At 71.0% G+C, this 14661-nt stretch carries 14 protein-coding genes; 6 read left to right on the top strand and 8 right to left on the bottom strand.

What is annotated here, in order from left to right:
- Window positions 1–3 precede the first annotated feature (3 nt).
- The 3 genes from AOK01_RS03205 to AOK01_RS03195 all read left to right on the top strand — a co-directional run bounded on the left by AOK01_RS03205 (window position 4) and on the right by AOK01_RS03195 (window position 3074).
- Window positions 4–942, top strand: a complete 939-nt coding sequence (locus AOK01_RS03205; RefSeq protein ID WP_055508141.1) for an N-acetylmuramoyl-L-alanine amidase — start codon at window positions 4–6, stop codon at window positions 940–942.
- A gap of 158 nt (window positions 943–1100) precedes the next feature.
- Window positions 1101–1940 (top strand): DUF5336 domain-containing protein, encoded by an 840-nt coding sequence (locus AOK01_RS03200; protein ID WP_055508130.1) that lies wholly within the window; start codon window positions 1101–1103, stop codon window positions 1938–1940.
- A 126-nt stretch (window positions 1941–2066) separates the two neighbouring features.
- Window positions 2067–3074: an LLM class F420-dependent oxidoreductase gene (locus AOK01_RS03195; RefSeq protein WP_055508128.1), complete on the top strand. Its 1008-nt coding sequence runs from the start codon at window positions 2067–2069 to the stop codon at window positions 3072–3074.
- Window positions 3075–3180: 106 nt separating this feature from the next.
- Here AOK01_RS03195 and AOK01_RS03190 read toward each other — a convergent pair whose 3' ends face one another.
- From AOK01_RS03190 to AOK01_RS03180, 3 genes are read right to left on the bottom strand one after another with little or no spacing between them, the layout of a single operon-like run.
- Window positions 3181–3939 (bottom strand): hypothetical protein, encoded by a 759-nt coding sequence (locus tag AOK01_RS03190; RefSeq protein ID WP_157871174.1) that lies wholly within the window; start codon window positions 3937–3939, stop codon window positions 3181–3183.
- Window positions 3926–5548, bottom strand: a complete 1623-nt coding sequence (locus AOK01_RS03185) for a VWA domain-containing protein (RefSeq protein WP_245702068.1) — start codon at window positions 5546–5548, stop codon at window positions 3926–3928. The genes AOK01_RS03190 and AOK01_RS03185 overlap by 14 nt, the downstream gene beginning before the upstream one ends.
- Window positions 5545–6885, bottom strand: a complete 1341-nt coding sequence (locus AOK01_RS03180; protein WP_245702067.1) for a hypothetical protein — start codon at window positions 6883–6885, stop codon at window positions 5545–5547. The genes AOK01_RS03185 and AOK01_RS03180 overlap by 4 nt, the downstream gene beginning before the upstream one ends.
- 192 nt (window positions 6886–7077) lie before the next feature.
- On the opposite strand from AOK01_RS03180, the gene AOK01_RS03175 reads away from it, so the two are divergent.
- The gene (locus AOK01_RS03175) at window positions 7078–7371 is read left to right on the top strand and encodes a hypothetical protein (RefSeq protein WP_055508124.1); all 294 of its coding nucleotides are present in this window, start codon (window positions 7078–7080) and stop codon (window positions 7369–7371) included.
- Window positions 7372–7407: 36 nt separating this feature from the next.
- Here AOK01_RS03175 and AOK01_RS03170 read toward each other — a convergent pair whose 3' ends face one another.
- Genes AOK01_RS03170 through AOK01_RS03160 form a run of 3 tightly spaced genes read right to left on the bottom strand, consistent with a single transcriptional unit; the run spans window position 7408 to window position 10756 of the window.
- On the bottom strand, window positions 7408–8478 hold the full coding sequence (locus AOK01_RS03170) for a prenyltransferase/squalene oxidase repeat-containing protein (RefSeq protein WP_055508122.1): 1071 nt from the start codon (window positions 8476–8478) through the stop codon (window positions 7408–7410).
- Window positions 8475–9218: a class I SAM-dependent methyltransferase gene (locus tag AOK01_RS03165; RefSeq protein WP_055508121.1), complete on the bottom strand. Its 744-nt coding sequence runs from the start codon at window positions 9216–9218 to the stop codon at window positions 8475–8477. The genes AOK01_RS03170 and AOK01_RS03165 overlap by 4 nt, the downstream gene beginning before the upstream one ends.
- Window positions 9212–10756 (bottom strand): glycosyltransferase family 4 protein, encoded by a 1545-nt coding sequence (locus AOK01_RS03160; RefSeq protein ID WP_055508118.1) that lies wholly within the window; start codon window positions 10754–10756, stop codon window positions 9212–9214. Before AOK01_RS03160 ends, AOK01_RS03165 begins: the two co-directional genes overlap by 7 nt.
- A gap of 219 nt (window positions 10757–10975) precedes the next feature.
- Here AOK01_RS03160 and AOK01_RS03155 point away from each other — a divergent pair, with 219 nt between their 5' ends.
- Window positions 10976–11623 carry a TetR family transcriptional regulator gene (locus AOK01_RS03155; RefSeq protein ID WP_055508117.1) on the top strand — a complete coding sequence of 216 codons (648 nt, stop codon included), beginning with the start codon at window positions 10976–10978 and terminating at the stop codon, window positions 11621–11623.
- A 52-nt stretch (window positions 11624–11675) separates the two neighbouring features.
- Here AOK01_RS03155 and AOK01_RS03150 read toward each other — a convergent pair whose 3' ends face one another.
- Together AOK01_RS03150 and AOK01_RS03145 are read right to left on the bottom strand one after the other, a co-directional pair.
- A complete protein-coding gene (locus AOK01_RS03150) occupies window positions 11676–11909 on the bottom strand; it encodes a ferredoxin (RefSeq protein ID WP_055508115.1) in 234 nt (77 codons plus the stop codon).
- A 3-nt stretch (window positions 11910–11912) separates the two neighbouring features.
- The gene (locus AOK01_RS03145; protein ID WP_055508113.1) at window positions 11913–13370 is read right to left on the bottom strand and encodes an aldehyde dehydrogenase; all 1458 of its coding nucleotides are present in this window, start codon (window positions 13368–13370) and stop codon (window positions 11913–11915) included.
- Between the two features lie 201 nt (window positions 13371–13571).
- Between AOK01_RS03145 and AOK01_RS03140 the strand changes: the two genes are divergently transcribed.
- A complete protein-coding gene (locus AOK01_RS03140) occupies window positions 13572–14594 on the top strand; it encodes a Strvi_7410 family MBL fold metallo-hydrolase (RefSeq protein WP_055508111.1) in 1023 nt (340 codons plus the stop codon).
- The last annotated feature ends 67 nt before the right edge of the window (window positions 14595–14661 follow it).

Here is a 14661-nt window from a genome sequence, read left to right as displayed (position 1 = left end):
CCCCTGCGCGGACCCCTGACCGTCGCCGTCGTCGCGCTCGCGCCGGGGGCCCTGGTCGGCTGGCTGGTGTGGCAGGCGGTGGGCGACTCCGACGAGGACGGAGCCGCCGCACAGACCTCGGTCTCGGCCGGCGCCTCGGCGCGGGCGTCCGCGTCGGCGGGTGCCTCGGACGACGGCAAGGAGCGGCCGGGCGGCGGCACGGGTCAGTCGGGCGGTGGCGAGGAGACCGGTTCGTCGCCCGCCGCCACCTCGGCCCCCGCCGGCTCCGGGCCCCTCAAGGGCAAGGTCGTCGTCGTCGACCCCGGTCACAACCCCGGCAACTTCCAGCATCCGTCCGACATCAACCGCAAGGTGAACATCGGGACGAACTGGAAGGAGTGCGACACCACCGGCACCGCGACCAACGACGGTTACACGGAAGCCAAGTTCACCCTGGACGTCTCACGTCGGCTGCGCACGATCCTCGAAAAGGAGGGCGCCACCGTGAAGTTCACCCAGGACGGCGACCGCGCCTGGGGTCCGTGTGTGGACGAGCGGGCCGAGATCGGCAACAAGGCCGGCGCGGACGCCGTCGTGTCGATCCATGCCGACGGTTCGGCGGCCGGCAACCGCGGCTTCCATGTGATCCTGCCGGGCTCGGTGCACTCCGGCTCCGCCGACACCCGTCCCATCGTGGCCCCGTCCCGTGCCCTGGGCGAGCGCGTCGCGGGCGGCTTCCTGCGCGCCACCGGCAGCGCGCCCTCCAACTACATCGGCGACGGCACCGGTCTCGACGTACGCAAGGACCTCGGCGGTCTCAATCTGTCAACGGTTCCGAAGGTGTTCATCGAGTGCGGCAACATGCGCGACAGCAAGGACGTCACGCAGCTGACCAGCGGCGCCTGGCGGCAGAAGGCGGCGCAAGGAATCTCTGAGGGAATCGTGAGTTTCCTGCGCGGGTAGTGATCAGCGGGTTCATCGGGGCGGACACCCGTACCGGTCGGACGATAGGGTCTTCCCTACGATATGGGGCCACTCCTGCGCTTCCCACCACGACCTGACAGCGGCATGGTGACAGCGACGCCTCTACTGACGACGAGACGACTGACGAAGGACCCGAAGTGAATATCCGCTCCCTCACTCGAGGCGACGGCGTGGTGATCGGAGCAGCGGTACTGCTGTTGATCGCGTCGTTCCTCGACATCTACTCGATCGACGGGGCCCCCGACAGCGCCGACATCCCGAACGCCTGGGGCAGTGGCCCGGTCCTCCTGAGTGTCACCCTGGCCGGCATCATCGCCGCCGCGCTGATCGTCGTCGCCCGCGGTCTGCCGCAGGCGCCGAAGGTCGCCGGTCTCGACCTCGGCCCGTTCGGTGTCGCCTTCGCGGTGTTCGCCGCCTGGAGCGCGCTCGGGAACGTCTTCGACCCGGCCGGCGGCTTCGACAACAACGGCGGGGTCGACATCAGCGTCGGCACCGGCCTCATCCTCAGCCTCATCGCCACCCTGGTGCTGGCCGGCGCCGCGATCGCCACGCCGCTCGTCCCGGCCCTCAAGGGTCCGCTCGTCCCCGCCCCCAAACCCGCCGCCCCCCAGCCCTACGGCGCTCAGCCGCCGGCCGGCTACGGCTACCCGGGCGCCCAGCAGCCCGGTCAGGGCCAGCCCCTCGGCGGTCAGCCGCAGCCGGGTCAGGGCCAGCCGTTCGGCGCCCAGCCCGGTCAGCCCCAGCAGGCGCCGGCCCCGCAGCCGCAGCCGCCCGCCGGGGACTTCTCGCCGTTCTGGTTCGCGGTGCCGGTGGCGCGTCCGCTGTTCTCGGAGGACGGCTCACCGACGCCGATCGCCGAACTGGCGCCGGGTACGTGGTACTTGGCCGTCGAGCAGCGCGGCCCGAGTCTGGTGGCCCAGACGCAGGACGGCCGCCGCGGTGTGCTTCAGGACACGTCCGGGATCCAGCGGGGCTGACCCCGCTGCCGCCGGTCCTGCACGGCCCTCCGCCCAAGGTGCTCTTCGGAGCTCTTCCGGGTGGGGGGCCGTTCCCGTACAGTCGGCCCGGCCCCCTGTCAGCTGACTGACCGTCAGGAGTGGTGTATGCGGCTCGGACTCGCCCTCGGCTACTGGGGTCGCGGCCCCTCGCCCGACCATGTGCCCCTGGCGCGGGAGGCGGAGCGGCTCGGTTACGACTCGGTGTGGACCGCCGAGTCATGGGGCTCGGACGTCTTCACCCCGCTGACCTGGATCGCCGCCCAGACCTCAACGATCAAGCTGGGCACGGCGATTGCCCAGATGGCGGCCCGCTCCCCCACCACGACCGCGATGCACGCGCTCACCCTCGACCACCTCTCGGGCGGGCGCATGATGCTCGGCCTCGGGCTTTCGGGGCCGCAGGTCGTCGAGGGCTGGTACGGGCGTCCGTTCCCGAAGTCGCCGCTCACCGCGACCCGTGAGTACGTCGATGTCGTACGGCAGGTGCTGCGGCGCGAGGGCCCGGTCGAGCTGGACGGGCGCTTCCACTCGCATCCGTACCGGGGCGCCGACGGTACGGGGCTCGGCAAGGCCCTCAAGCCCATCACGCATCCGCTCCGCTCCGAACTGCCGGTCCTGCTGGGGGCCGAGGGGCCGAAGAACATCGCCCAGACCACCCGGATCGCGGACGGCTGGCTTCCGCTGTACTGGTCGCCGATGCGGACGGACGTGTACGAGGCCTCCCTCGGCGCGGCTCCCGAGGGCTTCCTCGTCGCGCCCATGGCCCACGCGAAGGTCTGCGACGACGTCGCCGAGGGGCTGCTCCCCGTGAAGGCGATGCTCGGCTTCTACATCGGCGGCATGGGGCACGCGGCACGCAACTTCCACGCCGACCTGATGGCGCGGATGGGCTTCGAGGAGGCGGCCCGTCGCATCCAGGAACTGTTCCTGGCGGGCCGTCGCGAGGAGGCCGTGCTCGCCGTGCCGGATGCTTTCGCCGACGAGATCTCGCTGGTCGGGCCGCGCGAACGGATCGCGGAACGCCTGGAGTTGTGGCGCAAGGGGCCGGTGACCGACCTGCTTCTGCTGTCGCCGGACCCTCACACGCTGCGGACGCTGGCCGAGCTGAATTGAGCGCGCAGCGCTCCGCTTGGTCGGGCAGCGATTCGCCTGCGGGCGCGTCGTGGCTGGGCGCGCAGTTCCCCGCGCCCCTTTGGGGCGCCTCAGTGTGTGGCGGTTGTCAGCGGAAGATGGCTATCGCCTCCAGGGTCACCTCTCTGCTCTCTGTTCTCCAACCGGTCATCTTGCCGAGGCAGCGGGCCTGGAAGGTGCCGTTGTTGAGGCGTTCGTTGCGCAGGCCGCCGGCCGCGCAGGTGACGCGGACGTGGGCGGGCTGCCCGGGATCGCCGTACGGGGCGCGCAGCACGATCTCCTCCGCGGTCTCCGACTCCACCAGGAAACGGCCGCGGACCGAGACGAACTCCTCGATGTCGCTGAGCGCCACACCGCCCCGGCCGGCGTCGGGGCCGAGGGCCTCGGCGAGCGCGCGGTTCGGGGTGACGTCCCCCGAGCGCAGGTCCGCGTGGACGATGACGTCGGCCCGCTCGAAGGCGTCCATGAGCATCCCGATCACGGAGATCGGCTCGCTCTTCTGCACATAGCTGCTGAACTTCTCCTGGGAGACGTCCCGGTTGGCCTTGACGGTCCACGGCAGCAGCCTGCCCACCAGGCCCACGCTGGTGGCGACGTTGGTGCGGTGCTCGACCGCCTGCTCCAGGGCCGCGCTGTAGTTGCCGATCCGGTAGAGGTCCATCACCGCCTTCTCGTCCAGGTAGAAGCAGACGCTGTACGCGGACCGCTGCCCCACGGTCCCCTTTCTGCGCGCGCGGACGTGCCGCACCAGCACGGCCCCGAGCGTCACCAGACCGGCGGCGGTGACGAGCCACACCGTCATCCACGGCCACCACACACCCCACCACTGCGCGTCAACGACAGCCACGGATCTCCTTGAACGCCTCGGAAAGGGATGAGTCCCGCGCGTCCACCATGTGCCCACCCGTCTTCGCCGCGGCGCGCCGCAGTGCCCCGGCGTCGGCCTCGCCGAAGTGCACGGGGTAGGTGTGGACCGCGGTACGGGTCTCGGCGGGCCGCGCCTCGTAGCGGCGTACGAACTCCTCGTACGCGAGGCCCGCGTTGTTCTCTCCGTCCGTCATCAGCACGATGGAGACGGCGCGTTCGGGTTCGTCGGCCACCGCGGCCGACGCCGTTCGGTAGCCGTGGTCGAGCGCGGTCCACACGGCGGTCGCGTCGCCGTAGCCGCCGCGCGCGACGACGTCGGCGAGGGTGGTGAGGTCGCGCTGTCCGCGGACGGTGACGGTCCGCTCCTCCAGTACCCGCCCGCCGAACCGTACGACGGTCAGCCGCTCGCCCTGGTAGAACCGCGCGAACCCGCCCGTCGCCGAGGAGTCCGCGCCGCTGAGGTCGGCGAAGGCCGCCCGCAGCTCCGCCATGCGGGCGCCGCGCATCGACCCGGAGAAGTCGAGCAGGAAGATGACCTGGTCCCCGATGCGGCGGCGCGGATCGCCGTAGTCGTCCAGCAAACGCTTCAGGACGGCCTGCCGGTCGGGGAAGTAGAGCGCGTTGCCGAGCGGCGCGCGCAGTTGTCCCTCCCTGGCGACCGAGGCGTTCACCGGGCGCCGCAGTGCCGTCCTCATGATCTTCTGCTGTACGGAGTCCCGCCGCAGCCACTCCACGACCTTGTCGTACGCGGCCCGCCGGTCCGGGTCGAGCAGGAGCAGCGGGAAGTCGGCGAGGACCGTGCCGTCCTCGGGGCGCACGATCTCCAGCTTCTCCTTCTCCGTCAACCGGCCGCCGGAGTTGAGGGCGAGCAGGTCGGACTCGTAGGAGATGAGCGCGTTCGCCGTGCCGGGGTGGTCGACGAAGTCGTCGAGCAGGTCGCGGGTGGAAGCCGCGGTGAGCCGCTGTCCGGAGCGGAAGCCGCGCAGGCGGTCGCAGGAGACGTCGTCCTCGCGCAGGGCTCCCCCGGTGCCGGCCGCCGCGGTGGCGACGCCGACGAGTGCGGCGAGGCCGGTGCCCGTCTGCCGGGGGTCGGCCATGCCGAAGCGTACGGTGCCGGTGGCGGCGCCGTCGGCGATGTCCGCCCAACTGAGCCGATCAGCCTTGGAGTCGGTACGCAGCTCGCGTGCCGCGTCCGGGCGCAGGCCGATGACGACCGGCGAGAGCATGGTCGGGGTGCGGAGCATTCCCCGGGCGGTGTCCTTGTGGCTGAGCCGGAAGGAGCGGTCGGTGGAGAGCCAGGCCAGCTCGTGCCCGCCACCACTCTTCCCGGTGGCGGCCAGCGCCTCGCCGGTGTCGGCGTCGGCCCGGTAGTCCATGTCGAGCTCCACGCCGGTCTCGGACCTCAGCTCGTCGAGCAGCGGCTCCAGTACGGCGAGGTCGGGCCCTGCGAGGACCCGCAGGGTGGTCCGGTCCTGGTCGTCGCCCGAGCAGGCGGCGGTCAGGGCCAGGGTGAAGGTGAGGGTGAGGGTGAGAGCCAGGGTGAAGGGCAGGGCAGGACGCAGCGTCAGGGTGCCCCGTCGGCGTCTCACTGGGCGCCCTTCTGGGACGGCGGGCACTCGCCGACGGCCTGGATCATGCGCTCCAGGAGGGGCAGTCGCGGGAGTACGGCCTTGGTGTCGTCGGCCGAGGTGACGGGCACCTGGATGCCGCGGTCCGCCAGAAAGGCCGCCAGCTGGGCACTGGTCGAGTCGCTGGTGGCGTCCCGGACGCGAAAGCCCAACTCCATCGCCTTGTGCTGTAGTTCGGGTTCCTCAAGGACCAGTTCGCCGAGCCGTTCGCCGTCGTCGGAGAGGGCGACGAGCTGGGGTTCGGTGACGAAGCGGGTCGAGGGGTAGAGCAGGACGCGTCCGTCGTCCGGCTTGCCGTGCGTGGCCTCGTACCGGATCTGGTGGGCCAGGTACTGGTGCTCGTAGATCACCGAGATCGGGGCGATGCTCTTGCCGTCCACGGACAGGTAGGTCTCGGCGCGCTCGGAGCCCGGCAGTCCCTGTTCGATGAGCAGGTCCTTGATGTCACGGGCGTACTTGTCGGCCTCCTTGCCGCTGTTCGGGGCGTCGTTGCCGTGCCACACGAAGGAGACGAGGCCGAGGTAGGTGCCGCCGGAGTTGGAATCGCAGACGTCGGAGGTCTGGGCGAGGATCTTGTTGCCGTTGTCCACGCCGTGCTTCTTTATCCCGAGGTCCTTCCACCGCTTGCCCTGCCTGGTCTGCTGCAGGAACTTGTCCATGTCGAGCGTGTAGTACAGCGGAGCGGAGGCACCGCCCCGTTGGGGCTCGGCGATTCCGGCGTCCCTCAGCGTCTCGGCGTACTCCCGGTACGTGGCGAGGACGATGGGGCTGACGAAGGGCCGGTAGGTGAGGACGGGGTGGCCGGCCTTCGCGCGTTCGCGGGTGATCAGGTCCGCGGCGGGCTGTCCGGAGGGGAAGACGACGTCGTACCCCGCGACGTCCTGGGTGGCGATGTCCCGGGAGCCCATGTTCGTGATGTGCACCCGGAAACCGTGCTCCATGAGGATGCGCCGGACACCGGGGTCCTCGAAGAAGTCCCGCTTGGAGGCCATCTTCGCCTCGATGGTGACGACCCGGTCGAGCGGCAGCGTCAGATGGCCGGACGCCAGGAGCAGGACGAGGCCGACGACGGGGACGGGCAGTACGAGGGCCAGCGTGCGGTGCAGCCGACTTCGTACGGGACCGCTGACGGCCAGCCGGGGTTCCTCCCCGGGGGAACCGACGGGTCGGACCGGTCCGGCGGGCGGGTCCGACCCGGCAGGTCGGACGGAATTGGCGGAACTGGTTGATCCGGCGGATCGCGCTGCTCTCGCTGCTCTCGCTGATCCGGTGGGTCTTTCGGCTCTGTTCGCGGGCACCGGCGTCTCCCCCTACGGTGGGACAGGATCGTCGGTGGCCGCTTCAACCGCCGAACCACCCCACGGACAACGGCAGTTGAACTTCAGGGTAAGGGCCGACGAACCATCATGAGGAGACCCGCGACACGCCCTTCACTCCGGGCCGGTCCGCCTGCCTGGTTTCATACCGGATTCAAGGGCTACCCGGATGGCATGTCCCCTCGATATCGCAACGGTTCCAATCAAGCCGGGACGGTCGTCGCGATCGTTGCCGACATCATGGCCGTCATCCTCGGCCTCTGGATCCTGATGTACCTGCTGGACGCCAACCCGGGCAACGACTTCGTCCAGTTCATCCATGACGCGGCCCGCTGGCTCGCCGGCTGGTCGCACGACCTGTTCACGTTCGACGAGCAGTGGGCACGGGTCGTCGCGGGCTACGGTCTCGCAGCCGTCGTCTACCTCTTCGTCGGACACGCGATCGCCAACCGCGTACACCGCCACTGAGCCCCTACTGCCGTCAGGCTGACAGACCTACTGGTCCTACTGGCAGCAGTCGGGGTCCAGGCCCAGCGGCAGGCGGTCGCCGCTGAAGACCGCGCAGGTCGCCTCGTCACCGCCGAGAGCGGCGACGGCGAGGAGGAGGGAGCCCGCCGTCCAGGAGGTGAGCTCCTCGGGCCAGATCGCCCTGGAGTCGAAGACGTAACCCGTCCAGTACAGGCCCGACGCCCGGTCCCGCAGGTGCTGGATCGACTGCAGGATCTCCAGGGCACGGTCGGACTCGCCCACGGCCCACAGGGTCAGGGCGAGTTCGGCCGATTCGCCGCCCGTCACCCAGGGGTTGGGCACCACGCATCGCACACCGAGCCCCGGGACGACGAAACGGTCCCAGTCGCGCTCGATGCGCTCCTTCGCCTCGGCGCCGGTCAACGCGCCGCCGAGCACCGGGTAGTACCAGTCCATCGAGTAGCGGTCCTTGTCGAGGAACCGTTCGGGATGGCGGCGGATCGCGTGGCGCAGCGCGCCCAGCGCCAACTCCCAGTCGGGCTGCGGCTCCTCGCGCTCCTCGGCGATGGCGAGCGCGCAGCGCAGCGCGTGGTGGACGGACGAACTCCCGGTCAGCAGCGCGTCCTCGACGGCCGTGCCGTCGTCCTCGCGCTTCCAGCCGATCTGCCCGCCCGGCCGCTGGAGTTCCAGGACGAACTCCACCGCCACGACCACCGAGGGCCACATCCGGTCAAGGAAGGTGTCGTCGCCGGTCGCCAGGTAGTGGTGCCACACGCCGACCGCGATGTACGCGCAGAAGTTGGTCTCGCGCCCGCGGTCGGTGACATCGGCCGCGTCCCCGTCGGCGTAGGCCGCGTACCAGGAGCCGTCCTTGTTCTGATGCCGGGCCAGCCACGTGTACGCGCGGTCGGCGGCCTCGTGTTCGCCGGCCGCGTCCAGGGCCATGGCGGCCTCGGTGTGGTCCCACGGGTCGAGGTGGTGACCGCGGAACCACGGGATGGCGCCGTCCGCGCGCTGTACCGCCAGGATGCCCTGCACGGTCTGCGCGGCCTCTTCCGCGGTGAGCACCCCTGTCAGGACGAGGTGTTCGGTACGCGGAGTCGTCACGAAGCGTCCGTGAGGACGGCCGCGGGCAGGTGCGGTTTGGTCGCGTACGCCACGAAGCTCTTGCCGATCAGCGGGTTGAGCGCCTGCTCGGCGACCCGGGTCGCGAGGGGCTTCTTCATGATGTCCCAGACGAGGAGCTTGTGGTACGCCCGCACGGGCAGCACCTTGTCGTTGTCGACGCCGAACGCGCACTTCAGCCACCAGTAGGGGCTGTGCAGCGCGTGGGCGTGATGCGTGCCGTACGGCCGCAGGCCCGCCTCGCGGATCTTGCCGAGCAGCTCGTCCGCCCGGTAGATGCGGATGTGGCCGCCCTCGACCTCGTGGTACGCGTCCGACAGCGTCCAGCAGACCTTCTCGGGCCCGTAGCGCGGAACGGTGATCGCTATCCGCCCGCCCGGCCGCAGTACGCGGACCATCTCGGCGAGTACGCCCTTGTCGTCCGGGATGTGCTCCATCACCTCGGAGATGATGACGACGTCGAACGACTCGTCGGGGAAGGGGAGGCGGAGCGCGTCGCCCTCCAGCGCGGTGGCGGTGGCGCCCTCCGGTGCCTCGCCCGCCTCCTTCATCGCGGCGAACCACTTGGCGACCTCGCGGATCTCCTCGCCGTTCTGGTCCAGCGCGACGACCTGGGCGCCGCGCCGGTAGCATTCGAAGGCGTGGCGTCCTGCCCCGCATCCGAGATCCAGCACACGGTCCCCCGGGGCAAGCGGAAACCGGGAGAAGTCGACGGTCAGCACGTGGTCCTGCTTTCGCGGTGAGGGGTGTCCACGGGAGCCGTGTCCACGGGGGCGGAGGCGGCGGACGCGGCGGGCCCCGCGTCCACCGGCGGAGCGGACGCCGCACCCGCGGCCCGTGCTGCCGCCGAGTGGTCGGAGGCAGGGGTCGCGGAACCGCCGGCGGCCGGAGCCGTGGAAACGCCGGGCCGGGTCGCCGGGCGGCGCCGGGCCTCGCCCGCTGAGTGGGCGGCGATCGCCTCGCGGTAGCGGGCCACCGTGCCTTCCGCGGCGCGGGCCCAGGTGAACCGTTCCAGCACGCGCGCGCGGCCGGCCGAGCCGAGCCGCGCGCGAAGGCCGGGGTCGCCCAGCAGCCTGCTCAGGCCTGCGGCCAGTGCCCCCGCGTCGCCGGGCGGGACGGCCAGGCAGGTCTCCCCGTCCGGTCCTGTCACCTCGGGGATGGCTCCGCCGGTGGTGGCCACCAGGGGCGTACCGGTCGCCATCGCTTCGGCGGCGGGCAGCGAGAAGCCCTCGTACAGGGAGGGGACGCAGGCGACTTCGGCGGACCTGACCAGGTCGACGAGTTCCGCGTCCGGGATGCCCTTCACGAACTCGACAGCGCCGTCGAGCCCGTACCGCTCGATGAGCTGGGCGACCGGGCCGTCCTCGGCGCGCCTGCCGACGACGACGAGGTGGGCCGCGGGGTGCTCGGCCCGGACCTTGGCGAGCGCCTCCACGAGGAAGACGAGGCCCTTGAGGGGGACGTCCGCGCTGGACGTCGTGACGATGCGGCCCGGCACCTTCGGCACGGACGGGTCGGGCGAGAAGAGGTCGGCGTCGGCGCCGATGTGGACGACGTGGATCCGCTCGTCCCGTACGCCGAGGTGGTCGACGATCTCCTGGCGGGAGGTGCCGGAGACGGTCAGCACGGACGGCAGGCGGCGCGCGACGCGCTTCTGCATGCGCGTGAACGCGTACCAGCGGCGGACCGACGCCCGTTTGCGGTGGCCCTCGGCGGCGTCCAGCTCCAACTGCCGGTCCACCGTGATGGGGTGGTGGATGGTGGTGACCAGCGGGGCGCCCACGTCGCCCAGCAGCCCGTATCCGAGCGTCTGGTTGTCGTGCACGACGTCGAAGTCGCCGCGTCGGGCGCGCAGATGGCGGCGGGCACGCAGGGAGAACGTCAGCGGCTCGGGGAAGCCGCCGGTCCACATCGTGCCGACCTCGACGGCGTCGATCCAGTCGCGGAACTCGTCGCGCCGCGGGGTGCGAAAGGGGTCGGGGTGGCGGTACAGGTCGAGGCTGGGGAGTTCGGTGAGGGAGAGCCCGTCGAGGCTCCCGCCCGCGTCGAGCACCTCGTCGAGCACGGGGTACGGCTGTGACCCGATCACCTCGACCCGGTGGCCCAGGCGGGCGAGTTCGCGCGAGAGGTGCCGCACGTAGACACCCTGGCCGCCGCAGAACGGGTTCCCTTTATAGGTGAGGAGCGCGATGCGCAGCGGTCGGTCGGCGTCGGTGGCCGAGCCCGCGTGGAGGCCTGCCTCCATGGCCTCATGGGTCACTCTCGGCCCCCTTCTTCCAGCACGTTCTGCGAGATTACTTCGGGACGGTAATCTAGAACAAGTTTCAGAGTTGATCGTTCAGGGAGCACCGAATCTACCGGCAGGTAGCCCACCTGTGAGCGCTGGATCGGGTGATTCACGCCACGGCCGGGCCTACCCTGCTGTCACCCCCACCGTCTTCACCGCCCTTCGCTGTACGAACGTCACGGAACGGGATCCATGCCTGCGGAAGCCAAGCCTGCGGCGAAGGCCGCGCAGTCGCCCATACGGGCCGCGCAGCCGGTCACTCCCCCGCTCACCGAGCGCCAGGAGGCACGGCGCCGGCGCATCCTGCACGCGAGCGCGCAGCTGGCGAGCCGGGGCGGCTTCGACGCGGTGCAGATGCGGGAGGTGGCGGAGTCGTCCCAGGTGGCCCTGGGCACGCTCTACCGCTACTTCCCCTCGAAGGTGCATCTGCTGGTCGCGACCATGCAGGACCAGCTGGCCCACATGCACGGGACGCTCCGCAAGAAGCCGCCGACGGGCGACACGGCGGCGGAGCGGGTGGCCCAGACCCTGATGCGGGCCTTCCGCGCGCTCCAGCGCGAACCGCATCTCGCCGACGCGATGGTCCGCGCGCTCACGTTCGCGGACCGCAGCGTCAGTCCGGAGGTGGACCAGGTCTCCCGCCTGACCACGGTGATCATCCTCGACGCCATGGGCCTCGACGATCCCACGCCCGCCCAGCTCTCCGCGGTCCGCGTCATCGAGCACACCTGGCACTCGGCCCTGATCACCTGGCTCTCCGGCCGCGCCTCGATCGCCCAGGTCAAGATCGACATCGAGACGGTGTGCAGGCTGATCGACCTGACGTCGACAGACGACTGACGACTGACGACAGGCGGCAGGCGGCAGGCGGCAGGCGACTGACCAGCGCCGCTCACTCCTCCGGAGGGAACACCGCCTCCCCGCTGCCCAGCAAGGTGATCATGATCGCCTCCACCGGGCAGCCCTCGGCCGCCTCCAGGATCCGCTCGTTGGCGTCGGTCTCGGGGTCGGCGGGGTGGGACTGCATCGCGGAGTCGAGGTGGAAGGCGGTCGGGGCGAGATGGGTGCACTGGGCCGAGCCGATGCACAGGGAGCGGTCGACCTCGACGTGCCAGCGGTCACCCATCCCTCAGGCCTCCCAGCCGGCCGGCAGGTGGATCATCTTGTGCTCCAGGTACTCCCCGTAGCCCTCGGGGCCGAACTCGCGCCCGAGGCCGGAGTTCTTGTAGCCGCCGAAGGGGCCGAGCATGTCGAGGCTGAAGGTGTTGACGCAGTACGAGCCGGTACGGACCTGGCGGGCCACCTCGACACCGTGGGCCACGTCGGCCGTCCAGACGCTGCCGCTCAGGCCGTAGTCGGAGTCGTTGGCGATCTTGACCGCCTCCGCCTCGTCGCCGTACGGGAGCAGGCAGATCACCGGGCCGAAGATCTCCTCGCGCGCGATCCGCATGGAGTTGTCGACGTCGCCGAAGAGCGTCGGCTCCACGTACCAGCCGCGGTCCAGGCCGGCCGGGCGCCCGCCGCCCACGAGGATCTTGGCGCCCTCCTCCTGGCCGACGCGGATGTAGTCGAGGCTGCGCTGCCGCTGCCGCCGCGCGACCAGCGGGCCGACCTGGGTCGCGGGGTCCAGCGGATCGCCGACCACCAGCGCGCTCGCCGCCGCCGCGAACGCCTCCGCGAACTCGTCGTAGCGCGAGCGCGGCAGGAGGATGCGGGTCTGCGCGACGCACGCCTGGCCGTTGTTCATCCAGGCCGCCGAGACGATGTTCGGCACGGACGTCTCGATGTCCGCGTCCGGCAGGACCACGGCCGCCGACTTCCCGCCCAACTCCAGTGTCACGCGTGTGAGGTTGCGCGAGGCGACCTCCATGATGCGCCGGCCCGCCGCGACCGACCCCGTGAAGGAGACCTTGTCGATCCCGGGATGCCCGACGAGGTACTCGCTCACCTCGCGGTCCGCCGGCAGGATGGACAGCACGCCCTCCGGCAGCCCGGCCTCCTTCGTGATCTCGCCGAGTACGTACGCGTCCAGCGGCGCCTCGGGCGACGGCTTGAGCACGACCGAGCAGCCGGTCAGCAGCGCGGGCGCGAGCTTGGCCGCCGCCACGAACTGCGGCACGTTCCACGGGATCACGGCCGCCACGACCCCCACCGGCTCACGCCTGACGAGGATGGGCCCGAGCACTCCGGCGCGGGCCTCCTCGTACGTGAAGTCCCGTGCGACCGTGATCGCCGCGTCCCACACCATCATCGCGCCGAGCGCCTGCGCGAGGACGCTCCAGGAGTACGGGGAGCCGTTCTGGGAGGAGATGACCCGGGCGATCTCCTCGTGCCGTACGGCGATCGCGTCCTTGATCCGGGTGACCACCTCGATGCGCTCGTCGAGGGACATCCGCGGCCAGGGCCCCTCGTCGAAGGCGGTGCGCGCCGCCGCGACGGCCCGGTCGACGTCCCCGGCCGAGGCGTGCGGCACCCGGCCGATGACCTCCTCGGTGTGCGGGGAGACCACCTCGATGACGTCCCGGCCCAGGGGAGCGACCAGCTCCCCGCCGATGAACAGCTGTCCGTGTTCCACGAGTTCGGTCATGACCGACTGCCTCTCAGGGGACTGACCCGTTCCTGGCGATACACCAGCCCTGGTTTCTGACAGGGCATCAGATACTAGAACTGATACCAGTTCCACTTGGCGGAGTCCACGGAGCACACAGCACTCACGCAGGAACACTCACATAGGAACTCGTTCTAGTTATAGTGGCCGGGAGCCGACGGCGCCGCGACAGGGGAGCCCATGCCACATGTGACCGATCACGGCGGGGGCGTACGGTCCGTCGAGGTCCCCATCCCGGACAACCCCCTCGGAAACACCCTCGTGTACGTCGTGGACACCGACCGCGGACCGGTACTGATCGACACCGGCTGGGACGATCCGGCGTCCTGGGACGCGCTCACCGAGGGTCTTTCGGCGTGCGGCACGGCCGTCACGGAGATCCACGGCGTGGTGATCACGCACCACCACCCCGACCACCACGGACTGTCGGCCAAGGTGCGCGAGGCGTCGGGCGCGTGGGTGGCCATGCACGCCGCCGACATCTCCATCGTGCGACGGACGCGCGAGACGAGGCCCGGACTCTGGTTCGCGTACATGGCGGACAAGCTGACCGCGGCGGGCGCGCCCGAGGAGCACGTGGCGCCGCTGCGCACCGCCCGCTCCCGGCTCCCCGGCTTCTCCCCCGCGCTGCCCGACCGGGAGATCGTCCCCGGCGAACTCCTCGACCTCCCGGGGCGGCGCCTGCGCGCGATCTGGACCCCGGGCCACACACCCGGCCACGTCTGCCTCCACCTGGAGGAGGCCCATCCCGCCCGACTGCCGGGCAACGGTCGCCTGTTCTCCGGGGATCACCTCCTGCCGAGGATCACTCCGCACATCGGCCTCTACGAGGACCCGGACGACGACAGCGTGCCCGATCCGCTCGGCGACTACCTCGACTCCCTGGAGCGGGTCGGGGGCCTCGAACCGGCCGAGGTGCTCCCCGCCCATCTGCACGCCTTCACCGACGCGCCCTCCCGTGTGCGGGAGTTGCTCGACCACCACGAGGACCGTCTCACCGGTCTGCGCGCCCTGCTCGGCACCCCGCTCACCGTGTGGCAGGTCGCCGAGCTGATGGAGTGGAACCGCCCCTGGGCCGACATCCCGTACGGCTCCAGGAACATCGCGGTCTCGGAGGCGGAGGCCCATCTGCGCCGACTGGTGAAGCTGGGCCGCGCGGAAGCGGTGCCGGGGAGCGACCCGGTGACGTACACAGCTGTCTGACGGCCTACCTGACGGCTTGTCTGACGGCTCGTCAATTTCCCGGCAGGCATGCCGGGGTGGCTGGTGA

The sequence above is a fragment of the Streptomyces aurantiacus genome, assembly GCF_001418335.1.
Lineage (GTDB): Bacteria > Actinomycetota > Actinomycetes > Streptomycetales > Streptomycetaceae > Streptomyces > Streptomyces aurantiacus.
Note: the sequence above shows the minus strand (reverse complement) of the source record. Positions and strands in the feature narration are given on the sequence as shown.

Excerpts from the sequence above, each read along its gene's own strand:
- AOK01_RS03155 (WP_055508117.1), top strand. The coding sequence starts at position 10,976 with ATGCCTGCGGAAGCCAAGCCTGCGGCGAAGGCCGCGCAGTCGCCCATA.
- AOK01_RS03145 (WP_055508113.1), bottom strand. The coding sequence starts at position 13,370 with ATGACCGAACTCGTGGAACACGGACAGCTGTTCATCGGCGGGGAGCTG.
- AOK01_RS03175 (WP_055508124.1), top strand. The coding sequence starts at position 7,078 with ATGTCCCCTCGATATCGCAACGGTTCCAATCAAGCCGGGACGGTCGTC.
- AOK01_RS03150 (WP_055508115.1), bottom strand. The coding sequence starts at position 11,909 with ATGGGTGACCGCTGGCACGTCGAGGTCGACCGCTCCCTGTGCATCGGC.
- AOK01_RS03140 (WP_055508111.1), top strand. The coding sequence starts at position 13,572 with ATGCCACATGTGACCGATCACGGCGGGGGCGTACGGTCCGTCGAGGTC.
- AOK01_RS03195 (WP_055508128.1), top strand. The coding sequence starts at position 2,067 with ATGCGGCTCGGACTCGCCCTCGGCTACTGGGGTCGCGGCCCCTCGCCC.